The following is a 25,036-nucleotide window of genomic DNA, read 5'->3' as shown; positions in this document are numbered from 1 at the left end:
GCTTGTTACTCAACTCACCTTTTTCGGTGTTTTACCTCAAAAACAGACGTCAACGCCAGAAAACCCGCGTAAATTCGCAGAAGTTAGAAGTTTTGAACACGAGGAAGCCGATTTTGCTTTTAGCTCGAACCCGTGTAAATTTATTTCTTGTGATCACGCAGGGATAACAACTTCCCAGCAAAGATTCACAAGACGTTGGCTCAGGTGAAAAGCGATTTTCACACAGAGTACAACGGGGTATAGCTCAGCTTGGCTAGAGCGCGCGCTTTGGGAGCGTGAGGTCGCAGGTTCGAATCCTGTTACCCCGACTCATGAGATAAGTTCTTCGGAAATTGTTGCATGATAAAAAGATCTAAAGATAATTTAGTTCTTGTGATCACCGGAAACAATAAAAAGTATCTGGCAAGAATCGCAAACGATTAGTGGATACAGGATGACTCGGGTTAGACTGTTCACTGCTAATCGGGGTGTAGCTCAGCTTGGCTAGAGCGCGCGCTTTGGGAGCGTGAGGTCGCAGGTTCGAATCCTGTCACCCCGACTCTGTCGAACAACCCCGCAACGCCACCATGTTGCGGGGTTTTTTGCAGATAAAACCTAATTCTTAGACACTCAGGAGTACAACGCTGTGAAGAGCGCCGTCGAAAACGTCAACCCGACCCGGGTGAAACTGACCGTTGAGGTTCCTTATGAGGAACTGAAGCCCCGCGTCGATGAGGCGTACAAGACCATCGCTCAGCAGATTCAGGTTCCAGGCTTCCGTAAGGGCAAGGTGCCGACTCGTATGATCGATCAGCGCGTTGGTCGCGGATACGTCATCGAAACCGCTGTGAACGAGGGCCTGAACGACTTCTACCAGAAGGCTATGGTCGAGAACGAACTGACCCCGCTTTCCCGCCCAGAGGTTGACATCACCGAACTTCCTTCCATCGAGAAGGAAGGCGAAGGCCAGTTGGTCTTCACTTTCGAAGTAGATATCCGTCCGAAGGTTGAACTACCTGACTACAAGGGTATTGAAGTTTCCGTCGAGGCTAAGGAAGTTGCTGACGAAGACATCGATAAGGCCCTTGATGACCTGCGCGGTCGCTTCGGCACCCTGAAGGATGTTGAAGCACCAGCTGCTGCAGATTCCTTCGTCACCTTGGACCTGACCGCAGCGGTCGAGGGCGAAGAGGTAGACGCAGCTCAGGGCCTGTCCTACCAGGTTGGTTCGGGCAACATGCTTGAGGGCATGGACGAGGCTGTCACTGGCCTTTCAGCAGGCGAAGACGCCACCTTCGAGACCACCCTTGCCGGTGGCGAGCACGCAGGCAAGACCGCGACCGTCAAGGTTGTTGTCTCTGCGGTCAAGACCCGTGAGCTGCCAGAAGCAAACGATGACTTTGCTCAGCTAGCTTCCGAGTTCGACACCCTCGCAGAACTACGCGAATCGCTGTCCAAGGATGCTGCCGAAGGCAAGATCACTGAGCAGGGCGTAGAAGCTCGCGAGCTAGTTCTCGACAAGCTGGTTGAACTGGTTGAGGTTCCTGTTCCTGCTTCCGTAATCGACGAGCAGATCGAACAGCACTTCAACGCACCAGATGCTGAAGCTGACCACGACACCGAAGAGCACCGCGCAGAAGTTCGCGAGAACACCGAGCGTGCTTTCAAGAACGAAATCATCCTTGACGCCGTTGCTGACGCCGAGGAAGTTGGCGTTGAGCAGTCCGAGCTGATCGACTACATCGTGCAGACCGCAGGTCAGTACGGCATGGAGCCAAACCAGTTCGCGCAGATGCTTGACGGCGCCGGCCAGGTTCCAATGTTGATGGGCGAAGTTCGCCGTCGCAAGGCACTTGCCAAGGTTCTTGAATTCGCAACCGTCACCGATTCGAACGGTGCCGCTGTGGACCTGACTTCATTCGTGAAGCCAGCTGGCGAAGAAGAAGCTGTAGAGGAAACCGCAGAGGCTAAGTAGTCTCGCAACCTCGGTAGCCACCTACCCACTTGGAAACAAGTTGGTAGGTGGCTACTTTTGTGTTCGCTGTCGGTATAGTCATGCGCCGTGAGCGAAACAAGGGCATGAAACCGCGCATCTAGCAGTTGAAGTCAGTAATCTCAAAGTAACCAGTTGCAGCTTTGGGATTCGAAAAAGAATTTCAAAATCTGATCTACACGTTTGGAAGAGGTAGAGAACATGTCAAATGATTCGCGCACTCCCACCATGGCCTCCGTTGACCCGGCCGGCCGTGAGGATTACATCTACAACCGCTTGCTCAAAGAGCGCATCATCTGGCTGGGCTCCGAAGTCCGCGATGACAACGCGAATGCGATTTGCTCACAGCTGCTCTTGCTCTCTGCGGAGGATACTGAAAAGGACATCTACCTTTACATCAACTCCCCAGGCGGATCGATCACCGCAGGCATGGCTATCTACGACACCATGAACTTCATCCCGAACGATGTGGTGACCGTGGCAACCGGTCTGGCCGCATCGATGGGCCAGTTCCTGCTGTCCTCGGGTACCCCAGGCAAGCGCTATGCGACCCCTAACGCTCGCATCCTCATGCACCAGCCTTCGGGTGGCATTGGCGGAACTGCTTCGGACATCAAGATCCAAGCAGAACTGATCATGCACATGAAGAAGGTCATGAGCGACCTGACCGCGGAGCAGACCGGGCAGAGCGTCGAGCAGATCCTGATCGACAACCAGCGTGATAAGTGGTTCACCGCTGAGGACGCGCTGGAATACGGATTCTTCGACCAGATCGCAAAGCATGCCGGTACGGTCACCGGTGGCGGCGGCGTCGACGCCGGCAAGTAGTCGGCCTTAGCTATCGCCCTGAACCCCAAAGATTTGTCCAAGGAGAAAACCATGAACTTCAATCCGGAAGCCGTTAGCGGTCAGATGCCGTCGGCTCGCTACATCCTGCCACAGTTCGAAGAGCGCACCCCGTACGGGTTTAAGCGCCAGGATCCATACGCCAAGCTGTTCGAGGATCGTATTATCTTCCTCGGCGCGCAGGTCGATGATGCATCGGCAGATGACGTCATGGCCCAGCTGCTGGTTCTTGAGTCGATGGACCCAGAACGCGATGTCACCCTGTACATCAACTCACCAGGTGGATCCTTCACCGCGATGACCGCGATCTACGACACGATTCAGTTCATTCGCCCAGAAGTACAGACGGTCTGCCTCGGCCAGGCGGCCTCCGCCGCGGCCGTACTGCTAGCCGCCGGTACCCCTGGCAAGCGTCTGGCCCTGCCAAACGCGCGCGTGCTAATCCACCAGCCATCGATGGGTGGCGGCGAACGCGGTACCGCGACCGATCTGCAGATTCAGGCCGAAGAAGTTATGCGCATGCGCTCGTGGCTCGAAGAAACCATTGCAAGTCACTCGGGCCAGAGTGTCGAGAAGGTCCGCGACGACGTTGAACGCGATTTGTTCATGACTGCTGCCGATGCCAAGGAATATGGCATCGTCGACGAGGTGCTTACTCCACGTAAGCTCACCCGCGCAGTTCTTGGTCACTAGGACTTACTCGGAATAATTACTGAGTACTGGCGGTTTACCTTGTAGGTGTGTTCTCCACAAGAGGATTGCACCACGCAGGTAGACCGCCATATTCAGCTAATTTGGGGGTTATCTGACCTAGAATTGGGATAGTCCACGGCAACTCAAGCAAACAGGAGATCGGTGCGATGGGACGTATGGGCGAAGGCTCGGATCTGTTGAAGTGTTCTTTCTGCGGAAAGAGCCAGAAACAGGTAAAGAAGCTAATAGCAGGCCACGGAGTCTACATCTGTACCGAATGCATCGAACTGTGCAATGAGATCATTGCCGAAGAGTTTGCTGAAGAACAGGTCTCCGAAGATTTTTCGTTGCCAAAACCACGAGAAATCTTCAATTCCTTGGAAGAGTACGTGATCGGTCAGGAGAACGCTAAGCGTGCTCTATCCGTCGCCGTGTACAACCACTACAAGCGAATTCATGGTACTCAGGAGCATTCTCCTGTTGCTGCCTTGAATAGCGAGAACCCTCTAGATGATGTTGAGGTTTCGAAATCTAACATCATGCTAATTGGTCCCACCGGTTGCGGTAAGACCTACTTGGCGCAGTCGTTGGCTAAGAAGCTGAACGTTCCGTTCGCCGTAGCCGATGCAACCAGTTTGACTGAGGCCGGTTATGTCGGTGAAGACGTTGAAAATATTTTGCTGAAGCTGATTCAAGCCGCAGACTTTGACGTCAAGAAGGCCGAAACTGGCATTATCTACATTGACGAAATTGACAAGATCTCACGAAAGAGCGAGAACCCTTCAATTACTCGGGACGTTTCCGGTGAAGGCGTTCAGCAAGCTTTATTGAAGATCCTTGAAGGTACCGTCGCAGCAGTTCCGCCTCAGGGTGGACGCAAACACCCACATCAGGATTTCTTGCAGCTGGATACGACGAACATTCTGTTTATTGTGGCTGGTGCCTTTGCAGGACTCGAGGAAATTATTTCCTCCCGTGCTGGTCGAAAGGGTATCGGTTTCGGGGCGCCACTGACCGCAATTAAGTCTGAGGCTCCGTCTTATTCCGATGTTCGTCCCGAAGACTTGCTGAAGTTCGGGTTGATTCCAGAATTCGTTGGACGCTTACCGGTGATTGCTACGGTAGAGCATCTTGACCGTGGGGCATTGATTCGAGTTCTCACGGAACCCAAGAATGCACTGGTCAAGCAGTACCAGAAAATGTTCCGTATGGACGGCGTTGAGCTGAGCTTCGAACCACAGGCCTTGGACGCAATTGCTGAACTGGCAATTGAACGTGAAACCGGCGCACGTGGGCTTCGCGCAATTTTGGAAGAGACTTTGGGTGGCATCATGTTTGAGCTGCCTAGCTTGGAAGATGTAGCAGAGGTAGTCGTGACTCGTGGAACTGTCTTGGATAAGGATGAGCCGTTGCTCCTTTCCCACGAACTTGCAGCGAAGCGCAACAAAAAATCCGCATAGTTTAGAGTTCCATTAATTTTTCGTAGGAAGTTGAAGGTTCATGCCACAACGCACACAAGTTGATTTCTGGTTCGACCCAATCTGCCCCTTCGCTTGGGCCACTAGTCGTTGGATCAAGGAAGTTGAAAAAGTTCGTGACATCGACGTTCGGTGGAGTGTGATGAGCCTTTCGGTGCTCAACGAAGGTCGTGACCTTCCTGAAGATTACCGCGCATCAATGGATAACGCCTGGGGTCCAGTACGAGTGATCATCAAGGCCGCGCAAGAGCATGGCGATGAGGTTATAGACCAGCTCTACACCGCAATGGGCGAACTAATTCATTATGAGAAAGTTGAAGACCGCGCTGATGTCATATCCCGCGCGTTAGCAAAGGTCGGGCTTCCAGCTGAACTAGCGCAAGCTGCCGGCACCGATGCCAATGATGCAGCACTACGGGCAAGCCACGAAGGTGGTATCTCCAAGGTTGGTCAAGACGTCGGCACCCCAGTCATCGCAGTGGACGGAGTAGGGTTCTTTGGTCCGGTCATTACCCGAATCCCAACTGGCGAAGACGCGGGCAAGATGTTTGATGCTGCGGTGCAGCTGGCATCTTTCCCTTACTTCTTTGAAATGAAGCGCAGTCGGACCGAAAGTCCAGTCTTCGATTAATCCGCGCTCTACAAGCCTCGTGCAATCTGCTCAGTCATATTATGGCGGGTCTGATTGTACGAGGTTTTTGTTTAATTAGTGCCAGCAACAATCTTCGTAGACCTGTTATGCGTTAGTTAATGAAGTTGACCTATCATAAACGAGAGATAACCGGGGGAGCGCTCTCACTGACTACTTGAGAGTTAATGTTTCGCTCAGTGGTAACTTTTCGTGAATAAATTTTGGCTGACTTTCGAATTGCCAGAATATGAAGTGCGTCACTGTTGTTTCACAAATTTTAATTGCTTCAAGTCTTGCATGGTGCGTACACCTACTGATAAGTAGGTTTCATTTTCCAAGCGATTTCTTGCGCAGGATCGAGAGACTCCCGCAAATGAGATGCCCGTGCTCCGATTTTTTGTTGGGATCGCTCCTAGTTTTTTGTTACAAGAAATTCGTAGCTTCATAGTTTTTACCAATTAGCGTGTTGAATGTATAAAATTCTTCGCGAACGGTCCTATGTATTACTTGAAAGATGTGTTTGACTAACTCCCACAGGTGCTCCGGCACATGCTTTCGACGGCGGCCCCCATCCGCCACACAGGGAGAAATCGTGCAAGACAAAATCCAAAACCATGCCCCCAAGGCAAGCCTGCGCAAAGGTCGAGCAATAGCTGCACTTTTGCTTGCCGGCGGACTGATCGGTGGAAGTGCTTCAATGGCCATGGCTGCCCCCACAGCCCCCACCGACAAAGTCGAATCAACAACCATCAGCCAGGCAAAGGCTGAAAATGCGATGAACTACTGGACCTCCTCGCGTATGAAGAACGCCAAGTCCGCTGACGTTCTCACGCACGGGAAATCCGCTACCAAGGGTGCACAGAAGGCGGGGGAGTCAAAGAAGATTTCCGGCCAGAAAGCAACGAACCCGAAGAATAAGGGTCAAAAACCGAAGAAATCATCATCGGTCACTCCGGTGTCCCACATTGGTAAGGTGTTCTTCACCCTCGGTGGCTCCGATTATGTGTGCTCGGGTAACTCAGTTGTTTCGGCCAATGAATCAACAGTTTCCACTGCTGGTCACTGCGCCAATGAAGGCCCTGGTGCCTTCGCAACCCGCTGGGTCTTCGTGCCTGCGTACGAAAACGGTAACGCACCGTACGGATCTTTTGCCGCAACCGAATTGGTGACCCCCACCCAGTGGAGCAACGGCGGAGATATTACCTTTGACACTGCCTTTGCCGTGGTCTCCGATAATAGTGGAGTCAGTTTGGCTGATCAGGTCGGAGCTTCTGGCGTTGCGTTCAACCAGGCTCGTGGATTAACATACACAGCTTTCGGTTACCCGGCAGCGAGCCCATTCAATGGCGAGACGTTGCAGTCATGCTCTGGTTCGGCAATTGATGATCCATATGGACAGAGCGATTCTCAGGGCATCCCATGCGATATGACCGGCGGATCTTCGGGTGGTCCGTGGTTCCTTGGCGGATCCAGTGCCTATCAGAACTCAGTCAACAGTTTTGGCTACAGCGGAGTGCGTAACACGATGTTCGGGCCCTACTGGGGCACCGTCATCGAGCAGGCATATAATTCTGCACAAAACTAGCAGGAAGTGAGTTGGGCGGAATGTCGAAGAAGACATTCCGCCCAGCTTGGTTAAGGATGAAGTGATGGAATCACGAGACGATGACGCGGTGACAGGCGAGAACGATTCAACTATCGTTCACAAGATAGCCCAACCGGTTAGTGAACAGGTTGCCCATTTTAACGAAGTAAACCGACGCAAAGCGAAGCCGATGCAACGGATAATAGCTTGTTCTGAAGAGTCAGATAAACCTGCCTCTGAGAAGTGACCCGGGGCCGCACCAATTCCCGTATCCGGCCAACGAGAGGCAATAACCGATGCTCGGCGACGAACAGTTTCGACAGTTTTAGCTTACAAACGCGAAATTAATTGGATACTTGTACGCGCGTCCGGCCTGGTACTCATCTGGTGCTTTGACTGCGGCCATAATAGCAATAACAAAGCAGACGATGCCGCCGAGGACACCAATCACCCATCCAATGACAGGTATGAAAGCTAGCAAGCCAATAATTGCGCGAATGATGCTGAAGTTCAGTGTCTGCTGATGAAAGTCGCGAACCAGCGGATTGCTTCGTTCCTTATCGATCACAAAGAAAATGAGTGCCGGAATGATTCCAAAGAATGCCGAAAGCCATCCATTAAGTTGAATGCGTTGGAGGCTGTCGTCTGCGATTTGTCCTGGCTGAGGAGCTGGAGGAATACCTTGCTGTCCATAATATGTACCGGTCGACTCAGCGCTGGGATTCCCAGTTGGTGAATTGTTTGTTGGGGGAGTTGTTGAACCGCCCTCATCATCTGGTTTGAACTCGTTGGGGTCTTCCGGTGTGGTTGTCATTTGAGCCTCTCAAGAGTCGAGCCTGATTGCTTACTCTGACCGTACACCGTTAAACCAACGTTCCGTTTAATAGAGATCAAATCGTTATTACACTTGATTTTGTCGTAGTTCAACAGCTGTTAAACTACGAGGAACGAATCGTGAACTATCTCAGAAACAACGAAGGCCGCCGAGAAGAAAATCTCGACGGCCTTCGTGTCGTAGCTAATGAAGATTAATCTTCTTCGGCAGGAGCCAATTCCACGTTCACAACGGTGAGATCGCCCTCGGCTTCAACCAAAGTCAGTTCACGTGCGTTTCCGGCGGACTTTAGGTCGGTGAAGCCTGCACGCAACTGCTCAATCGCAGCTGCTGGTGCGTGGATTTCACCAGAAAGCACCTCGGTGCGTTGTTTGACCTTAGCGTCTGACTTAGCCTTACGGATACCCGACAGTGCGTGGCCAACGGTCGGAAGAACCATGGCATCAGCACCTTCGGTGGCTGCGCTGAGATGAGCAACGCTTGGCCACTGCGACAGGTGAACCGAACCGGTGCGCCACCAGCCCCAAACTTCTTCGGTAGCAAACGGCAAGAACGGTGCAAACAAGCGCAGTACCGAGTCAAGGGTCGTTGCGAGCGTTGCGAGAACGCTGGCCTGTTCAGCTTCACCATGACCGCCATAGGCGCGATCCTTGATCAATTCAACATAATCGTCAGTGAACGACCAGAAGAACGACTCAGTGATATCCAGAGCACGCGCATAGTCGTAGTTTTCAAAGGCACGCTGAGCATCCTCGATCACGGTCGACAGACGTAACAGCAATGAACGATCCAGACCGTTGGTGACCAATGATGCGTCATTGGTCAGCACATTTGCCTCGGTGGCACCCAAGTTCAAGACGAACTTAGAAGCGTTAAGAATCTTGATCGCCAGGCGGCGGCCAATCTTCATCTGGTTGATTTCGTAGGCGGTATCGGCGCCCAACTTGGCACTAGCGGCCCAATAACGAACCGCGTCGGAACCAAACTTCTCCAACACCTCGTTTGGTACCACTACGTTGCCCTTGGACTTGGACATTTTCTTCCGGTCTGGATCTAGAATCCAGCCGGAAATGGCAGCATGCTTCCAAGGAACATCGTTGTGCAGCGCATCGGCACGCACCGCAGTTGAGAACAACCAGGTGCGGATGATGTCGTGGCCCTGTGGGCGTAGATCAAACGGGTATACCTTGGAGAAGAACTCGTCATCGCGTCCCCAACGGCCCACAATCTGAGGGGTCAGCGAGCTCGTTGCCCAAGTATCAAGCACATCGGCATCACCGATGAAGCCGCCAGCTACACCACGCTGGTCTTCGGTATAACCGATTGGCGCATCAGCTGCCGGATCAACCGGAAGCTGTGCAGTCTCAGGCAAGATCGGAGCGTCATAGTTAGGCTCGCCATGCTCATCAACCTTGTACCAAACGGGTACAGGTACGCCGAAGAAGCGTTGGCGGGAAACCAGCCAGTCACCATTTAGGCCAGAAACCCAGTTCTCATAGCGCGAGCGCATGAACGATGGGTGGAATTCGATCTCCTGCCCGCGGGCAATCATTTGCGTACGACGCTCTTCGTCACGGCCACCATTTCGGATGTACCACTGACGTGAGGTGACGATTTCCAAAGGCTTATCGCCCTTTTCGAAGAAGTTCACCGGACGTGAAACTTTTTTAGGTTCACCATCTAGTAGATCTGCTTCGCTGAGCATCTTGACGACGGTTTCCTTCGCGGAGAACACGGTTTTCGCCGAGATCTCTGCGTAGGCTGCCTGACCGGCCTCGGTGGTGATCCACTCCGGGGTGTCTGCCAAAATACGGCCGTCACGGCCAATGATGGCACGAGTTGGTAGCTGCAGTTCACGCCACCAAGTTACGTCGGTCAGGTCGCCGAAGGTGCAGACCATGGCGATACCCGAACCCTTGTCTGGCTGAGCCAGTGGGTGTGGGTAAACGGTAACCGGCACGCCGAAGATCGGCGAGGTGACGGTTTTGCCGAACAGGTGCTTGTAGCGCTCATCGTCTGGGTGAGCGACCAGGCCGGCACAGGCTGCGAGTAGTTCCGGGCGAGTGGTCTCGATGAAGACCTGTTCGCCACCGTCAGCGTTGAATGCGTAGCGGTAGTAGGCGCCTGGCATTTCGCGGTCTTCGAGTTCTGCTTGGGCCACCGCGGTACGGAAGGTGACATCCCACAGAGTCGGAGCTTCGGCCATATAGGCATCGCCCTGCTTTAGGTTTTCCAAGAACGCTCGCTGAGACACCGCACGGGCGTTGTCGTCAATGGTGCGGTAGGTCATGCGCCAGTCAACGGACAGGCCAAGGGTGGAGAAGAGCTGTTCGAAGACCTTCTCGTCCTCTACTGCTAGTTCTTCACAGAGTTCAATAAAGTTTTTACGGCTGACCACATCCCAGTCGCGCTGGTTTTTGGCCGGCGACTCGGGCGGGCGATAACCCTCGATATATGGTTTGGTCGGGTCGCAACGAACACCGTAGTAGTTCTGTACGCGACGCTCGGTTGGAAGACCATTGTCATCCCAACCCAGTGGGTAGAACACGTTCTTGCCGCTCATGCGCTGGAAGCGGGCCAGCACGTCGGTCTGCGTGTAGGAGAACATATGTCCTACGTGCAGGGAACCGGAAGCGGTTGGTGGGGGAGTGTCAATGGAGTAAACGTCCTCGCGGGTCGTGTCCTCGTTGAAGTGATAGGTGCCCTCGGTGCGCCACCGGGACGAAAGACGTTCCTCTAGGCCTTCCAAAGCGGGCTTGTCAGGAACGGAAACCGTTGCGGGCGTGTCTGTGCCCAAGTTGTCTTCTGCCATGTTTCTATTCTTTCATGTTTCATAGGCCAAGGAAGCATTGAAGTTCATGGTCTGGGCCACTTGAGCCAGGGATACATGACTAGCGTAGACAAATGGGCGAAACTTAATCTGTAGGGCGTCATCTCGAGGCCGGATAAACGGCTTACGTAAGAGAAATTCATCGCTTCGCATACGGGCACCCCAAAGTTCTAAAGTGGGCATATGACTAATTCTCAAAATCAGAACAATTCACGCTCTGCCATCGTCACCGGTGCTTCGAGCGGCATCGGTCAGGCCACCGTCCGTGCCTTGCGCGCACAGGGCTGGAACGTTTTTGCAGTGGCACGTCGTGCAGACCGGCTGGAGTCCTTGGCCGCCGAAACCGGCGCAGTTGCACTGACTGCAGATGTCAGTGTTCAAGCCGATGTTGATGCGCTGGTCAGCGTCGTTGAAGCACAAGGCGGGGTCGATACGCTCATCAACTGTGCTGGCGGAGCACGCGGTAGTGATCACTGGGCCGAAGCAAAAGATGAAGACTGGGAATTCATGTGGCAGGCAAACGTCATGGGAACCATGCGGTTGACTCGCGCGCTATTACCTTCCTTGCGTACCAGCGCAGGCACCATTTTGAACGTTACCTCGACCGCCGCACTTTCCAGCTATGAGGGAGGTAGCGGATATAACGCCGCTAAAGCAGCGCAACGAGCCATGACTCAGGCGCTGCGCCTGGAAGAAGTTGGCAACGGGGTCCGTGTCATTGAGGTTCTTCCAGGACTCGTCCACACCGAAGAATTTGCGTTGCGCCGACTCGGAACGAAAGAAGCGGCCGAGAAGGTATATGCAGGGGTCGCCGAACCGCTCACGGCCGAGGACGTGGCAGAGGTGATCCGCTACGCGGTCAGCGCCCCGTCACATGTGAACCTGGACGAAATCGTGATTCGGCCACAGGCTCAAGCCGCCAATCACAAGCTGATCCGCCAGAGCTAATAAACCGGTGATGAAGAAAACCCACGTCCTCGCTGCGTCCCATGGCACCGATAATCTTCGCGGTCAACAACTGATCCACGACTTACGTACACAGCTCGAAGAACTGGCACGTAGTGAGATACACACCGAGTTGGTCTGGCACGAGGCGTATGTTGATGTTCAACAGCCGCAACTTGCTCAAGTGCTCGCCTCATTGCCCGAGGGGGAAGCCGCGGTAGTACTGCCGCTGCTGGTCGCCGACGGAGTACATACGACTCAGGACATCGCCCAGGCAGTAGCAGCACGGCAAAACACGGTCGCGGCCAGCCCGTTAGGTGCTTTGCCAGAACTTGCTTACCTACTAAGTCAGCGCGCCATGGCTCAGCTGGAGCCGAATCAGAAGGTTCTCCTTGCTGCGGCCGGGACCCGGCTAGAGCAAGGCCAAGAGCAACTCAGGGACTTAGCAGCGCAGATCTCAACGCATCTGGGTCAGGAAGTTCAGGTGACCTACTGTGCTGGGGCCAAACCGCTGATTAATGAACTGCTTTCCGAGGAACTGAAGCCAAAGACGCTGGTACTTAGCGCGTTGTTGGCCGATGGACTCTTTCAAACACGGCTAGTTAGCATGGGTGCCCGGATCACCACAAGCCCATTGCTCCCTGACGTCATGATCGCTAAATGTTTCCTCATAAGACTGCAAGAGGCCCTGAAACAGAGCTCATAATTGTCCTCAGATGACGAAGTTCGCGGTGATTAAGTAAAGCGCGTTCATGTGACTACTCGTGGTTGCCAGCCCCCGGGGGCTGGTTTCTACGCTGGCTTACATGACGCAAACTACTGCACCCGGTCGCCCCAAGCGGGCAGCCAAACCCCAAGGTCAATGGAAGATTGACGGCAAAGCACCGCTCAACCACAACGAGGAACTCAAAGCCGCCGACGACGGTCTGAACGTCCGCGAACGGATCGAGCAGATTTACGCGCTTAAGGGTTTCGACTCAATTGATCCAGACGACCTGCACGGGCGCTTTCGCTGGTGGGGCTTGTACACCCAACGAGCCCAAGGCATTCCCGGTGGTAAGACCGCCACGCTGGAGCCGCACGAACTTGAAGACAAATACTTCATGCTTCGGGTGCGCATCGACGGCGGAGCACTAAGCACCGATCAGCTTCGGGTGATCGCCGGGATCTCTACCGAGTTCGCCCGCGACACCGCGGACTTCACCGACCGCCAGAACATTCAGTTGCACTGGGTAGATGTGGTGGATGTACCCGAAATCTGGCGCCGACTCGAAGCTGTGGGGCTGAACACCACCGAAGCCTGTGGAGACGTACCCCGAGTCATCCTAGGTTCGCCCGTGGCAGGCATCGCCAAAAATGAGATCATCGACCCAACTCCCGTGATCCAGGAGATCGCTCGGCGCTATGTGGGCAACCCGGATTTCTCCAACTTGCCGCGCAAGTACAAGACCGCCATTACCGGCCACCCAAACCAAGATGTCGTCCACGAGATCAATGACTTCGCGCTAATCGGCGTTGAACATCCGGAACTCGGCGTCGGCTATGACCTCTGGGTCGGTGGTGGGCTCTCCGCCAACCCACGCTTGGGCGAACGACTCGGCACATTCGTCCGCGCAGAAATTGCTGCCGACGTTTGGGAGGCAGTCACTTCCATCTTCCGAGACTACGGCTATCGGCGGCTGCGCAACCGGGCACGCCTGAAGTTCCTGCTCGCCGATTGGGGCACCGAGAAATTCCGTCAGATCCTCCAAGACGAGTACCTGGGGTTTGAACTTCCCGACGGGCCGCCGGCGCACAAGCCACAGGACGCGGGAGATCACTGCGGAGTGCACGAGCAGAAGGACGGCCGGTTCTTTATCGGGCTGACTCCGCCGGTTGGACGCGTCTCGGGAACCATTCTGAACAAGCTGGCGGACCTGGTTGAAGCGACCGGTTCTACCAGGCTGCGTACCACCCCACACCAGAAAATCATCGCCCTAGACATCCCCGCAGACCACGTTGATGCCTTTACCAGCGCGGTGCAAGAACTGGGCTTGGACCCGTTTCCCGGCTTAATCAAGCGCTCCGCTATCGCTTGCACCGGCATTGAGTTTTGCAAGCTAGCCATCGTGGACACCAAGGACACCACCATCGAGGCGGTGAAACAAATCGAATCAAGGCTGGCGGACCACAAAGGAAAACTTCCCAAGGCCCTGTCCTTGCATGTTAATGGTTGCCCAAACTCCTGCGCGCGCATCCAAACCGCCGACATCGGTTTGAAGGGGCAACTGATCACCAACGCGCAGGGCGAGCAGGTTTCCGGCTTCCAAGTACACCTAGGTGGAACACTGGCCGGATTTGAAAACGGTGAGGCTGGCTTAGGCCGCACCGTTCGCGGACTGAAGGTCGCGGCAGATGAGCTTCCCGAGTACGTGGAACGAGTTGTCAAAAGCTATTCAAGGAAGTCAGAAGAGAACGAATCTTTCGCTGCCTGGGCACACCGCGCCGACGAGGAGGACCTGGTATGAGCACCGTGCAACGCAGCGAAGCAGAATTGCGGAAGATCGCCGCAATCGGAGCCGAAGAGCTTGGTTGGGACTCTACCGCCGAACAGGTCATCAATTTTGCGGCCAACCATTTCGCGGTCCGTGAGATCGCGGTTGCCTGTTCCATGGCTGACGCGGTCTTACCGCATTTGGTTTCGGCCGCGATTCCAGATGTTGACGTGCTGTTCCTTGAGACCGGGTATCACTTCGCCGAAACCATCAGCACCCGCGACGAGGTCGCCCGGGCTCTGCAGGTACGCATCATCGAGGTACTGCCAGAACTCACGGTGGATGAGCAAGATGCGAAATTCGGCAGGGAGCTCTTCGCGCGTGACGCGGCAGCCTGCTGCCAGATGCGAAAAATGGATCCGCTGAAAAATTCCTTGAAAGACTATGGCGCCTGGTTCACCGGGGTGCGTCGCGAGGAGGCGCCGACCAGAGCCAACACGCCGCTGGTGGGCTTCGACGAAAAACACGGGCTGGTGAAATTCAACCCGCTGGCCGCCTGGTCCTTTGACGAACTGATTGGCTACGCCACCGAGCACTCGGTGCCGGTGAACATGCTGCTCACCCAGGGATACCCCTCCATTGGATGTCAACCATGTACCAGGCCGGTAGCCGAGGGCGAAGATCCCCGCGCCGGCCGCTGGGCAGGCCTAGCAAAAACTGAATGCGGCATACACATCTAGTGAAGGAGAGAAGCAAATGACCATCACAGTCAATGCACCCAGCCAAGCACGGCGCAGCGTCCTCGACGAGCTCGAAGCCGAATCAATTCACATCATCCGTGAAGTGCTCGCCGAATTCGATAATCCCGGTTTGCTCTTTTCCGGAGGTAAAGACTCGGTGGTAGTACTACACCTGCTGGCTAAAGCAGTGTTTCCGGCCCGTGTGCCGATTCCTGTAGTGCATATCGATACCGGCCACAACTTCGGCGAGGTACTGAAATTCCGCGACCAGGTCGTGGCTCGCTACGGGCTGAACCTCGTAGTTGGTTCGGTACAGGAATATATCGACCGCGGGGAGCTGACAGAACTGCCAGATGGCACCCGAAACCGTTTGCAAACCCGGGTGCTATTAGACACCATCGAGGCCAACCGCTTCGATGTGGTCTTCGGTGGGGCCCGCCGCGATGAAGACAAAGCCCGGGCCAAGGAACGCATCTTATCGCTGCGCGATGAATTCGGAGTCTGGGATCCACGTAACCAACGCCCGGAAATCTGGAATCTCTACAACGGGCGCCACGCACCCGGTGGGCACGTCCGCGCCTTCCCGATCTCCAACTGGACCGAACGCGATATCTGGGCGTACATCAACCAAGAACAAATCGAGTTACCGCCAATCTACTTTGCCCACAAGCGCCAGGTCTTTGAACGAGACGGTATGTGGCGAGCGGTCACCGGCGTCTCGCTGCCGGCCCAGGGAGAAATCGTCAGCATTCGCCAGGTGCGCTATCGGACCGTAGGAGACGCCAGCTGCACCGGTGCGGTGCTCTCGGCCGCCGACACCGTACCGAAGGTACTGGACGAGTTGGCCTTGGCTACCGTAACCGAACGCGGCGCCACCCGCGCCGACGACCGAATTTCAGCGGCTGGAATGGAAGACCGCAAGACCGAAGGGTACTTCTAAAATGACCACCACACTGTTACGTATCGCCACCGCTGGCTCGGTAGACGACGGAAAATCAACGCTTGTCGGACGGCTGCTCCACGACGCCAAAGCAATTCTCGCCGACTCGCTAGATGACATTGCGCGCACCAGCGCTGAACGTGGTTTTGGCGGTGAAACCCCGGCGCTGGATCTGGCGTTGGTCACCGACGGACTACGCGCCGAACGCGAACAAGGCATCACCATCGACGTGGCCTACCGGTATTTCTCCACCGCCAACCGCTCCTTCATTCTGGCCGACTGCCCGGGGCATGTGCAGTACACCCGCAATACTGTCACCGGCGCCTCAACCGCAGACGCAGCGATTGTGCTGGTGGACGCGCGACACGGAGTACTGGAACAAACCCGCCGCCACCTTGGCGTGCTTTCCCTACTGCGGGTGCCGCAACTGGTAGTAGCCGTGAACAAGATGGACCTCGTGGATTGGAAAGAGCAACGCTTCAGCGAAATTGAAACGCAAATTCTGGATATCACTGCCGAATTGGGCATCAAGCGCACCGCAGTCATTCCCGTGTCGGCGTTGAATGGCGACAACATAGTTGATGCCTCGGCGCATAGTGACTGGTATGCCGGGCCAACGTTGCTCGGATTACTGGAAGCCTTTGAACCCGAACGTGGACAAGGGACTGCCCGTCTTGACGTGCAGTATGTCATCCGTCCACAGGGTGCATTGGCTCCTGGACTTGATGCAGAACAATATCGCGACTTCCGCGGTTACTCCGGCACGCTAGCCGACGGAGAGTTGAGTGTGGGCGACACCGTCCAGATTATCTCCAACGGGCAGCCAGCAACCAGCACCATCAAGTCCATTCGCAACTCGCACGGCGAAGTGACCACGGCGCTAGCTGGAGAAGCGGTGCTTGTGGAACTAACCGGTGAGATCGACATTGCCCGCGGCGACACCATCATTGCGGGGGAGCCCGAGGTGCCGGTTCGTCAGATCGAAGCGAATATTTGTGTACTGTCCCCGAACAAGATCACCGCCGGTCAGCTGGTGCTCATTAAACACGGCACCAAGGTTGCTCGGGCGAAGGTTCAAAGCCTTGATCACGTGATCAATGTGGTTGATTTCTCCCGTAGTGCGGCCACCGAATTGCAGCTCAATGATTTGGCACGCATCACGGTTCGTAGCTCCGCGGCTCTGGCCGTGGACGAGTACCAAAATTCACGTACCGCAGGTTCCTTCTTACTAATTGACCCCAATAGCGGAGCCACTTTAGCTGCAGGAATTATTGAGGCCCAGAATGCCGCCGCTTGAGCGAGAAACTCCAAGACGACAGCGGTTCACCTCTACTGCGGAAGCTACTAACTCTCGGGCACGCAGGGCGGCTCTGTGGATCGTGGGGTTCTTGGCAATTTTTGCCGTGGGTACCGCGTTTGTTCCGCCCCTGGGTGAGGCGAAGGCTCAGGTCTCGGCGTCAAGTGCCGCGAAGGAACTTCGTCTGGGATATTTTGCCAACGTCACCCATGCTCCGGCGCTCATTGCGGACCACCAGGGCTTTCTAGAATCCGCCCTAAAAAGTGACAATACACAGTTGGAAACCCAAATTTTCAACGCTGGTCCGGCAGCAATCGAAGCGCTAAATAGTGGGGCACTGGACGCGGCTTACCTTGGCCCGTCACCGGCATTGACCAGCTACCTATCCAGCGCGGGAAAGTCATTAAAAATCGTGGCAGGGGTGACCAATGGGGGAGCGAGTTTAGTGGTCTCCAAGGACATTAGAAGCGTTGAAGATTTGCCGGGAACCGAGCTGGCAACGCCGCAATTCGGTGGAACTCAGGACGTGGCGTTGCGTCATTACCTCTTGGACCAAGGACTGGGCGAGCAGGTGACTGTGACCCCAAGTTCAAACGGTACGGTGCCGCAACTATTTGCTCGTCAAGCTATCGACGGGGCCTGGTTGCCGGAACCTCACGCTTCTTTGTTGGTTAAGGAACACGAGGCTCACCGGTTGATCAATGAATCGTCGTTGTGGCCCAAAGGCAAGTTCCCCACCACGGTATTAGTCGTCAGCCAGGATTTCTTGGCCGAACACCCACAGAGCGTCGCGAAACTTGTGGCAGCCAATGCGCAGTCTATTCATTGGCTCAACTCGGTTAGCGCCGCTGAACGGCTCAGTGCAGTACAAGCGGCCTTGAACAAGATCAACGGAAGTAGCCTCTCTGACGAGGTAATCAATTTGGCGCTGGGCCAGGTGAGCTTCGATGAGATCCCGCTGGAAGATACCTTCAAAACTCTGGTCGCGCATCAGTCCGCGGTGGGTATTGGAGAGCCTGGCGAGGTAACAAACATCGTGAACGACCAATGGATTGGACAACGTCCATGGGAGTAGAACTTCACGAAGTCTCACTGAGCTATCCAGGAACCGATCTGGTGATCGATTCGCTCACCGCACAGATTGACGATGGCGAGTTTGTTGCCATTCTTGGTGCTTCAGGATGTGGTAAATCTTCGTTGCTGAACATGATTGCCGGGCTGTTGCAGCCCACCTCCGGGTGGCTTGAAGTTCCACAGGATGGGGCGGCCTTCATGTTCCAAGATGCAAACCTGCTTCCGTGGCTGAGCGCGGCCGATAATATTTCGCTCGCATTAAAACTTGGGGGATACCCGGCCGACTTACGCGATGCGCGTGTAGCGCAGTTGCTCAACCTAGTTCAGTTGGGGCATGCAGGACAGAAAAAACCTCATGAGCTCTCCGGGGGGATGCGCCAAAGAGTGGCCTTGGCTAGATCCTTGGCTCAAGACCGTCAGGTGCTGCTGATGGACGAGCCCTTCGCGGCGCTTGATGCGATTACCCGCGACATGTTGCATGAAGAGTTACGCAGCCTCTGGCAACAGACGGGCAAAACCATCATCTTCGTCACCCACAATGTACGCGAAGCGATTCGGCTCGCCGGACGTATTTTGGTGTTGTCCTCCCACCCGGGACGAATCCTTGAAACCCGACGGATTTCGGCGCAACTGCGAAACGATCCAGCCCAAGCGGCGGCTTTGGCCGACGAACTGACAACAATCCTCAGAAAGGAGCAACGAAAACATGAGCGCACTAGCGCAGCAGGCTAGCGAACCGACGGTCAAGGCCGACAAGTTACGGCTGCCAAAGACTTCACTTGATTCGGTCCTTGCGCCGGTCATCACCGTCATCGTGCTCCTGAGCCTGTGGCAGATTGCTTCCTGGGCTGTTCCCATCCGTTCAGACCTATTCCCGGGGCCCGGCGCCATCGTGGCCAAGCTGCCCGAGATGTTGGACAACGGATCACTACTCGGTGCCGTAGGAACCTCACTTTTTAGGGCGCTGTCCGGATTTTTGCTAGCTGTGCTGATCGCAACCCCCATCGCGTTACTGCTGGCGCACCAACCCTTACTGCGTAAGGGACTAGGGCCGCTGATTTCAGCGATGCAGGTACTTCCATCCATCGCATGGGTACCGGCTGCGATCATCTTGTTTGGGCTGAGCAACGCAACCATCTACATGGTGCTCCTCCTTGGTGCGGTGCCCTCGATTATCAATGGACTGCTTTCTGGCATTGACCTGATCCCGCACCAGTACCGGGCGCTATCCCAAGTCTTGGGCGCAGATAAGCGCCAGCATATTTGGCATGTTGAACTGCCTGCTGCGCTACCAGGCTATGTGGCCGGGTTACGTCAAGGCTGGGCCTTCGCCTGGCGCTCCCTAATGGCCGCCGAATTGATTGCGGTGGGCGGGTCGCTCGCCCTTGGTGTGGGCTCGTTGCTGCAACGTGGACGGGACCTCGCAGATTTACCGTTAGTGATCTTAGTCATACTTGTTATTTTGCTGGTTGGCGTCTTGATTGAACTTTTATGTTTTGCACCCGTGGAACGCAAGCTTTTGCGCGACAGGGGCATTAACCGCACTGGAGGAAAAAATGTCTAAAGGAAAAATTACGCTCATTGGAGGCGGGCCGGGTGATCCTGAGTTGATCACGGTTGCTGGCTACAAGGCTCTGCTTGCCGCGGATGTGGTGCTTGCGGACCGACTTGGACCCATTGCATTGCTGGAGGAGCTGCGTCCCGAAGTTAAAGTTATTGATGTGGGAAAGGCGCCGGGTTGCCACGTAAAAACACAGGATGAGATCAATGATCTCCTAGTCAAATATGCTTCTCAGGGTCTGGACGTGGTCCGCTTAAAAGGTGGGGATCCCTTCGTGCTAGGGCGTGGTGGCGAAGAAATGATCTTCGCCGCGGAACATGGGATCGCTACGCGTGTAATTCCCGGAATTACTAGTTCCATTTCCGTGCCGGCCGCAGCCGGGATTCCGGTAACCCACCGAGGAGTCGCCGCCGGTTTTACCGTCATTAGTGGGCATGAGGATCTTAGCGATGTTCCGCTACGCGCCGACCACACCCTGGTAGTGCTCATGGGGGTGTCGAATTTGGCACAAATTGTTGAGACATTACTTACCCGGGGTTTACCGTTTAGTACGCCAATTGGGATAGTGGAGCGAGGTTACTCACAGACGCAGCGGACAACTATCGGTACGCTAGAGGAGATTGTAGTGCGCGCCCGTAAGGCCGCCGTGGCGAATCCGGCCGTCATCGTAATTGGTGACGTTGTACGTCTGGCACCTGAAGCTTCAACCCAGTTGGTTGAGCTTCAGCCGCTGGACACGGTCGACGTCACAGCGTCGGTCTCATTCGCTGACTAAGAAAGTAGATGTTGTTTGATGAGTGAAGTTCACGTACCTGAACATTTGACCTCCCGCGCCCTGCGCGTTGCCATTGTCGGTGCCGGTCCCGCAGGTATCTACGCCGCGGACATGCTCAATAAGAGCGAGCCGGTTTCTTCTGGCGAACTATCGCTGAAGGTAGATCTCTTCGATGAGCTACCTACCCCGTTCGGCCTGATCCGTTACGGCGTATCCCCGGACCACCCACGCATTAAGGGCATTATCAATGCCCTGCATAAGGTGCTGAACAACGACTGGATCAACTTCTACGGAAACGTTGGACTGGGCCGGGACATCACCCTTGACGAATTACACGAGCGCTATGACGCGGTCATTATCGCGACAGGTGCCCAAAAAGACGCCGACCTGAACATCCCAGGCATTGAACTTACCGGCTCTCACGGTGGCGCAGACTTTGTATCTTGGTACGACGCGCATCCGGATGCCGCGAAGGATTGGGACCTTTCCGCCACTGAAGTAGCAGTGATCGGTAATGGCAACGTAGCTTTGGACGTCGCTCGTATTCTCTCCAAACATGCTGACCAGCTGCTAGAGACCGAAATTCCAGCTCACGTATATGAGCAGCTGAACGGCTCCGCGGTCACCGATGTACATATCTTCGGCCGCCGTGGCCCCGCACAGGTGAAGTTCACCCCGCTGGAGCTTCGCGAACTATCGCATTCCAAAGATGTAGACATCGTCTTGTACGAAGAGGACTTTGACTTCGACGAAGGTTCGGAAGAAGCAATCCGCACCAGCAACCAAACGAAGACCATGGTCTCGACCCTGACCAACTGGTTGATTGAACAGGAAGAGACCGAGGAAACCGCAAGTGCTTCACGTCGACTGCATCTGCACTTCCTGCAGACCCCGGTTGAGGTGCTCGGTGAAGACGGCAAGGTCACCGGTCTGAAGCTTGAACGCAACGAACTAGACGGCACCGGAAATGTGAAGGGCACCGGTGAATTTACCGAGTATCCAGTACAGGCCGTATACCGTGCAGTTGGCTACTTCGGTTCTGCCGTAGACAACATCGAATACGACGGAAACCGCGGTGTCTTGCCAAACGTTGAAGGCCGAGTCTTGAACGCTGAAGGCACCCACATCGATGGTTTGTACGCGACCGGTTGGATCAAGCGTGGCCCTATCGGACTAATTGGCCACACCAAGGGTGACGCCTTGGAGACCATCAACCACCTGCTTGAAGACTTGGCGAACCTGCCGGTTCCGTCCTCGAACCAGAGCATCGAAGAGCTGCTGGAGTCCCGTGGCGTGGACTACGCCGACTGGGATGGCTGGATGAGCCTGGACGAGCAAGAAAAGGCTCTGGGTGCCGAAGCCGGTACCGTGTCGACCCGCTTCGGTGAGATCACCCGCGACCGCATCAAGCTAGTTGAGCGCGAAGAAATGCTGGAGTTTGCACGAGCAAAAAAATTAGCTAAGAGCCTGTAAGCAAAAAGACAGGTTCAGGAATAACTGGCGCCCGTTGATCTTCAGATCATCGGGCGCCATTTTCCTTTAATCCCATCAACTGAATACGTTGTCGAGCCAAGGAGACCACTGATCTGTAGACATCCGCAATCGGGCGCCTCCTATTGGGCTTGCACACATTGAATCCCGTCTGCGCGGAAGCTAATCACCGGTATCGGGCTGACTAGCGCGATGCGATCGCGATTGATTTCTGAGCAGATACACCTGTGGGGAAGAGCCGAAGCACTTCCCCACAGGTGTATCTGACTGAAGCTTAGACGCCGAGCTTCTGAGCCTGGTCGTTCTTCATGCTGGCCGGAACGCTGCGACGCAACATGATGAACAGCAAGATCATTCCAGCGGTCAATGCCATGTGGCCAAGGCCTGCGATTCCGGAGATCATGGCAGAGGATTCAATGTCCAACACCGTGAGCATTCCGTGGGTGAGCTGCATTCCCGCGGTGATGATGACACCGGCATGGTATGTGCCCATGAACCATGCGTAGAGCTTGCGGTGGGAGCTAAGGTTGAATGCCTTCTCCAGCAGTAACACCAGCAAGGTGACGATGAAACCAAGGACCAGCAGGTGTGTATGGACTACCGAAAGCTGGGTCCAACCACCTTCGGGGAAATCGTTCATCTTGGTGAATTCGCGGAAGAACAGTCCGGAGGCGACGCCTACGAGCATGTAGGCAAAGGCGATGTTGATGAGCTTACGCATGAGTTTCACTTTCAATGAGTTTGGTGTTTGAAGAATTTTCTTTGGTGTTGCTGTTGCCGCGGTATCCGAAGACCGGAGATTTTGTGCGGCCCAACAAGATGAACAACGCCGGCAGTAGCAAGGTGCGTACGACGAACGTGTCCATAAGTACTCCGAGACCAACGATCAGACCAAGCTGCCCCAAGACCATCAGCGGCAGACTGGACAAAGCCGCAAACACTCCTGCCAAGACCACGCCTGCGCTGGTGATGACCGTTCCGGTCCGGCTGGTGGCATTGATGATTGCATCCGCCAGAGGCATGCGAAGGGCATCTTGTTTGACTCTCTGTGTCAGGAAGATCGTGTAGTCAACGCCGAGGGCGACAAGGAAGACGAAGGCAAGTAGCGGAACCTGAACGTCCAGAGCAGAGGTGTCAAAAACCATGGATCCGATTAGGGATCCCAAGCCCACCGCGGCGGCGGCACTGAGCAAGTTCGTCAACGAGAGCAGTAAGGCGGTGCGGAACTTTCCGGTGACAATCCACAGCATGATGAGGCAGACCAGCAAGATCAGTGGCGCAATGACCAGGAAGTCACGCAGGTGGCTTTGGTGCGAGTCGTAGGCTTCGGCAATGGTTCCGCCAACGAGGGCCTCAGCGCCGGGAACCTGCTCGAACTCGGTTCGCAGTGACTTGATCAGTTCGAAGCTTTCCGGAGAACCTGATTCGCTGTTGCCGATTATCATGATGCGGTCAGATCCGCTGTCTGGCAGTGCTGGCAATTGTGTCGCGCGTTCTACTCCGTGGACAGCTTTAGCTGCGGTAGTGACCGCTTCGCCGGTACCAGGGGAAGCAAGGACGGTGATGGGCGCGGTCTCTCCGACGGGGAAGTGCTCGGCCAGCCGTTGGGCCGCCGAAGTCGATTCGGTGGACGTACGGAACTGTTCGGTTTGGCGTAGTCCCACGCTGGTAGCACCTAGCGCGGATGCCAAGATGCCAAGAATGAGTACCAGTGCGCTCAGGTTGACTACCGGACGCTTGATGACCGCTGCTGCGGCTTTACCCCAGATGGAACGTTTAGCAGTTTCATGATCCGGGCGGGGAACTAGCGGCCAGAAAACTTTTCGGCCACACAGTGCCATCACTGGGGTCAGTACGAACAAGTTGAACCCGGCAGCGATCAGTAGGCCTACAGCGCAGACAATACCCAAGCCGCGGGTGTCCTCCATAACGGCCAGGGCCATCGTGGCCAGCGCCAAGACTACGGTCAAGTTTGAGGAAACAATCGCTTCAAAGCTGTTGCGCCAGGCGCTAGCAAGAGCAGCTCGGTGATCGGTGTGCTGGTGTAGCTCATCACGGTAGCGGGAAATGAGCAATAGTGCATAGTTGGTGCCGGCGCCGAAGACCAGGACGCTGAGCACACCGGAATCAAAGTGTAGGTTGAAAGGCTCGCTGAGTGCGTTAGCGATGAGGCTCGCACTGCGATCTGCTAGCCCAACGACAGCCAAGGGAATTAGCCAGAGAATCGGCGAGCGGTAGGTGAGAATCAACAGTACCGCCACGATGCCGATGGTCACTGCCAACAAGGTGAAGTCTGCTCCGGCGAAGGTTGCCGACAAATCCAGCCCAAAGGCTGGTGCTCCGGAAACCTCGATGAGTATCCCGGCGTTTGCATCGGTGCTGATCTGCTCACGCAGATCAGTGACCATCGCACGGTCAGCGTCGGTGCCTGCGCTGTCCCAGGAGGCGGTCAGCAAAGAAAGCTTGCCGTCCTCGCTGACTAGCGGCTTGGAAATCTCGACATTTAGTTCATTGCTGAGCTTGCTGGACAGGTTGTTTAGTCCTGCGAGGTCTGTGTTGCTCAGCTGTTGCTGATCGGGGTGTCCGGCAACGAGTAATGCTGACTCTTTACCGGAATCGGGGATTTGTTCGAGAAGCTTGGCCACTGTGGCTGAGTCAGAGCCTGCGACTAATGAACTGGTGCTGCGTTCGGCTGCCGGAATGGAACTGAGCAGACCGAAAACGGCAAGGATGACGGCGAGCGCCCCGAGAAGCCAGAGGCGTGCACCGCGACGTGAGGTGAGCGAATTCGCTATCGATGTGAGAACTGGAGATTTCATACTTCTAGTCAATGCCAAATTGAGGTTTAGCAAATCGTGAAAGCGTTCGA

At 55.2% G+C, this 25,036-nt stretch carries 21 protein-coding genes and 2 tRNA genes; 19 read left to right on the top strand and 4 right to left on the bottom strand.

Annotated features, from left to right (window positions below; all coding sequences use genetic code 11):
• Positions 1-233: 233 nt before the first annotated feature.
• The 8 genes from ACX5K5_RS09310 (at position 234) to ACX5K5_RS09275 (ending at position 7,205) form a co-directional block, all read left to right on the top strand.
• Positions 234-308: transfer RNA gene (locus ACX5K5_RS09310), tRNA-Pro, on the top strand.
• A gap of 155 nt (positions 309-463) precedes the next feature.
• Positions 464-538: transfer RNA gene (locus ACX5K5_RS09305), tRNA-Pro, on the top strand.
• A gap of 87 nt (positions 539-625) precedes the next feature.
• Positions 626-1,954: a trigger factor gene (gene tig, locus ACX5K5_RS09300; protein ID WP_096254621.1), complete on the top strand. Its 1,329-nt coding sequence runs from the start codon at positions 626-628 to the stop codon at positions 1,952-1,954.
• A 246-nt stretch (positions 1,955-2,200) separates the two neighbouring features.
• Positions 2,201-2,800, top strand: coding sequence for an ATP-dependent Clp protease proteolytic subunit (locus tag ACX5K5_RS09295; RefSeq protein ID WP_096254622.1), 600 nt, complete (start codon positions 2,201-2,203; stop codon positions 2,798-2,800).
• A 51-nt stretch (positions 2,801-2,851) separates the two neighbouring features.
• Positions 2,852-3,511: an ATP-dependent Clp protease proteolytic subunit gene (locus ACX5K5_RS09290; RefSeq protein WP_096254623.1), complete on the top strand. Its 660-nt coding sequence runs from the start codon at positions 2,852-2,854 to the stop codon at positions 3,509-3,511.
• 167 nt (positions 3,512-3,678) lie between these two features.
• Positions 3,679-4,971 carry an ATP-dependent Clp protease ATP-binding subunit ClpX gene (gene clpX / locus ACX5K5_RS09285; RefSeq protein ID WP_096254624.1) on the top strand — a complete coding sequence of 431 codons (1,293 nt, stop codon included), beginning with the start codon at positions 3,679-3,681 and terminating at the stop codon, positions 4,969-4,971.
• Between the two features lie 40 nt (positions 4,972-5,011).
• The gene (locus ACX5K5_RS09280) at positions 5,012-5,620 is read left to right on the top strand and encodes a mycothiol-dependent nitroreductase Rv2466c family protein (RefSeq protein WP_188687444.1); all 609 of its coding nucleotides are present in this window, start codon (positions 5,012-5,014) and stop codon (positions 5,618-5,620) included.
• Positions 5,621-6,212: 592 nt separating this feature from the next.
• Entirely contained in the window at positions 6,213-7,205 is a 993-nt protein-coding gene (locus ACX5K5_RS09275; RefSeq protein WP_188687443.1) for a trypsin-like serine peptidase, read from the top strand.
• 325 nt (positions 7,206-7,530) lie between these two features.
• On the opposite strand, the gene ACX5K5_RS09270 is transcribed toward ACX5K5_RS09275, so the two are convergent.
• Complete coding sequence (locus tag ACX5K5_RS09270; protein WP_096254628.1) at positions 7,531-8,019, bottom strand: DUF4870 domain-containing protein; 489 nt, start codon at positions 8,017-8,019, stop codon at positions 7,531-7,533.
• Positions 8,020-8,233: 214 nt separating this feature from the next.
• Positions 8,234-10,852, bottom strand: a complete 2,619-nt coding sequence (valS, locus tag ACX5K5_RS09265; protein ID WP_096254629.1) for a valine--tRNA ligase — start codon at positions 10,850-10,852, stop codon at positions 8,234-8,236.
• Between the two features lie 201 nt (positions 10,853-11,053).
• On the opposite strand from valS, the gene ACX5K5_RS09260 reads away from it, so the two are divergent.
• The 11 genes from ACX5K5_RS09260 (at position 11,054) to ACX5K5_RS09210 (ending at position 22,149) form a co-directional block, all read left to right on the top strand.
• Positions 11,054-11,818, top strand: coding sequence for an SDR family oxidoreductase (locus tag ACX5K5_RS09260; RefSeq protein ID WP_459174325.1), 765 nt, complete (start codon positions 11,054-11,056; stop codon positions 11,816-11,818).
• A gap of 10 nt (positions 11,819-11,828) precedes the next feature.
• The gene (locus tag ACX5K5_RS09255) at positions 11,829-12,521 is read left to right on the top strand and encodes a sirohydrochlorin chelatase (protein WP_443446969.1); all 693 of its coding nucleotides are present in this window, start codon (positions 11,829-11,831) and stop codon (positions 12,519-12,521) included.
• A 100-nt stretch (positions 12,522-12,621) separates the two neighbouring features.
• Positions 12,622-14,322, top strand: a complete 1,701-nt coding sequence (locus ACX5K5_RS09250; RefSeq protein WP_096254677.1) for a nitrite/sulfite reductase — start codon at positions 12,622-12,624, stop codon at positions 14,320-14,322.
• A complete protein-coding gene (locus tag ACX5K5_RS09245) occupies positions 14,319-15,029 on the top strand; it encodes a phosphoadenylyl-sulfate reductase (RefSeq protein ID WP_096254632.1) in 711 nt (236 codons plus the stop codon). The genes ACX5K5_RS09250 and ACX5K5_RS09245 overlap by 4 nt, the downstream gene beginning before the upstream one ends.
• A gap of 16 nt (positions 15,030-15,045) precedes the next feature.
• A complete protein-coding gene (cysD, locus tag ACX5K5_RS09240) occupies positions 15,046-15,969 on the top strand; it encodes a sulfate adenylyltransferase subunit CysD (protein WP_096254633.1) in 924 nt (307 codons plus the stop codon).
• A gap of 1 nt (position 15,970) precedes the next feature.
• A complete protein-coding gene (locus ACX5K5_RS09235) occupies positions 15,971-17,266 on the top strand; it encodes a sulfate adenylyltransferase subunit CysN (protein WP_096254634.1) in 1,296 nt (431 codons plus the stop codon).
• Between the two features lie 91 nt (positions 17,267-17,357).
• The gene (locus tag ACX5K5_RS09230) at positions 17,358-18,341 is read left to right on the top strand and encodes an ABC transporter substrate-binding protein (protein WP_443449562.1); all 984 of its coding nucleotides are present in this window, start codon (positions 17,358-17,360) and stop codon (positions 18,339-18,341) included.
• On the top strand, positions 18,332-19,072 hold the full coding sequence (locus tag ACX5K5_RS09225; protein ID WP_459174324.1) for an ABC transporter ATP-binding protein: 741 nt from the start codon (positions 18,332-18,334) through the stop codon (positions 19,070-19,072). Before ACX5K5_RS09230 ends, ACX5K5_RS09225 begins: the two co-directional genes overlap by 10 nt.
• A complete protein-coding gene (locus ACX5K5_RS09220) occupies positions 19,047-19,904 on the top strand; it encodes an ABC transporter permease (protein WP_096254637.1) in 858 nt (285 codons plus the stop codon). The genes ACX5K5_RS09225 and ACX5K5_RS09220 overlap by 26 nt, the downstream gene beginning before the upstream one ends.
• Positions 19,897-20,676 (top strand): uroporphyrinogen-III C-methyltransferase, encoded by a 780-nt coding sequence (cobA, locus tag ACX5K5_RS09215; RefSeq protein ID WP_096254638.1) that lies wholly within the window; start codon positions 19,897-19,899, stop codon positions 20,674-20,676. Before ACX5K5_RS09220 ends, cobA begins: the two co-directional genes overlap by 8 nt.
• 18 nt (positions 20,677-20,694) lie before the next feature.
• Positions 20,695-22,149 carry an FAD-dependent oxidoreductase gene (locus tag ACX5K5_RS09210; RefSeq protein ID WP_096254639.1) on the top strand — a complete coding sequence of 485 codons (1,455 nt, stop codon included), beginning with the start codon at positions 20,695-20,697 and terminating at the stop codon, positions 22,147-22,149.
• Positions 22,150-22,441: 292 nt separating this feature from the next.
• Here the strand turns inward: ACX5K5_RS09210 and ACX5K5_RS09205 are convergent, their stop codons facing one another.
• Together ACX5K5_RS09205 and ACX5K5_RS09200 are read right to left on the bottom strand one after the other, a co-directional pair.
• Positions 22,442-22,888 (bottom strand): DUF2871 domain-containing protein, encoded by a 447-nt coding sequence (locus ACX5K5_RS09205; protein ID WP_096254640.1) that lies wholly within the window; start codon positions 22,886-22,888, stop codon positions 22,442-22,444.
• Positions 22,881-24,986 carry an MMPL family transporter gene (locus ACX5K5_RS09200; RefSeq protein WP_459174323.1) on the bottom strand — a complete coding sequence of 702 codons (2,106 nt, stop codon included), beginning with the start codon at positions 24,984-24,986 and terminating at the stop codon, positions 22,881-22,883. Before ACX5K5_RS09200 ends, ACX5K5_RS09205 begins: the two co-directional genes overlap by 8 nt.
• Positions 24,987-25,036: the final 50 nt, after the last annotated feature.

The sequence above is a fragment of the Glutamicibacter bergerei genome (assembly GCF_054495185.1).
This window is presented reverse-complemented; position numbering and strand designations above follow the sequence as displayed.

Excerpts from the sequence above, each read along its gene's own strand:
- ACX5K5_RS09295 (WP_096254622.1), top strand. The coding sequence starts at position 2,201 with ATGGCCTCCGTTGACCCGGCCGGCCGTGAGGATTACATCTACAACCGC.
- ACX5K5_RS09290 (WP_096254623.1), top strand. The coding sequence starts at position 2,852 with ATGAACTTCAATCCGGAAGCCGTTAGCGGTCAGATGCCGTCGGCTCGC.
- clpX (WP_096254624.1), top strand. The coding sequence starts at position 3,679 with ATGGGACGTATGGGCGAAGGCTCGGATCTGTTGAAGTGTTCTTTCTGC.
- ACX5K5_RS09280 (WP_188687444.1), top strand. The coding sequence starts at position 5,012 with ATGCCACAACGCACACAAGTTGATTTCTGGTTCGACCCAATCTGCCCC.
- ACX5K5_RS09270 (WP_096254628.1), bottom strand. The coding sequence starts at position 8,019 with ATGACAACCACACCGGAAGACCCCAACGAGTTCAAACCAGATGATGAG.
- valS (WP_096254629.1), bottom strand. The coding sequence starts at position 10,852 with ATGGCAGAAGACAACTTGGGCACAGACACGCCCGCAACGGTTTCCGTT.
- ACX5K5_RS09260 (WP_459174325.1), top strand. The coding sequence starts at position 11,054 with ATGACTAATTCTCAAAATCAGAACAATTCACGCTCTGCCATCGTCACC.
- ACX5K5_RS09255 (WP_443446969.1), top strand. The coding sequence starts at position 11,829 with ATGAAGAAAACCCACGTCCTCGCTGCGTCCCATGGCACCGATAATCTT.
- ACX5K5_RS09250 (WP_096254677.1), top strand. The coding sequence starts at position 12,622 with ATGACGCAAACTACTGCACCCGGTCGCCCCAAGCGGGCAGCCAAACCC.
- ACX5K5_RS09245 (WP_096254632.1), top strand. The coding sequence starts at position 14,319 with ATGAGCACCGTGCAACGCAGCGAAGCAGAATTGCGGAAGATCGCCGCA.
- cysD (WP_096254633.1), top strand. The coding sequence starts at position 15,046 with ATGACCATCACAGTCAATGCACCCAGCCAAGCACGGCGCAGCGTCCTC.
- ACX5K5_RS09235 (WP_096254634.1), top strand. The coding sequence starts at position 15,971 with ATGACCACCACACTGTTACGTATCGCCACCGCTGGCTCGGTAGACGAC.
- ACX5K5_RS09225 (WP_459174324.1), top strand. The coding sequence starts at position 18,332 with ATGGGAGTAGAACTTCACGAAGTCTCACTGAGCTATCCAGGAACCGAT.
- ACX5K5_RS09220 (WP_096254637.1), top strand. The coding sequence starts at position 19,047 with ATGAGCGCACTAGCGCAGCAGGCTAGCGAACCGACGGTCAAGGCCGAC.
- cobA (WP_096254638.1), top strand. The coding sequence starts at position 19,897 with ATGTCTAAAGGAAAAATTACGCTCATTGGAGGCGGGCCGGGTGATCCT.
- ACX5K5_RS09210 (WP_096254639.1), top strand. The coding sequence starts at position 20,695 with ATGAGTGAAGTTCACGTACCTGAACATTTGACCTCCCGCGCCCTGCGC.
- ACX5K5_RS09205 (WP_096254640.1), bottom strand. The coding sequence starts at position 22,888 with ATGCGTAAGCTCATCAACATCGCCTTTGCCTACATGCTCGTAGGCGTC.
- ACX5K5_RS09200 (WP_459174323.1), bottom strand. The coding sequence starts at position 24,986 with ATGAAATCTCCAGTTCTCACATCGATAGCGAATTCGCTCACCTCACGT.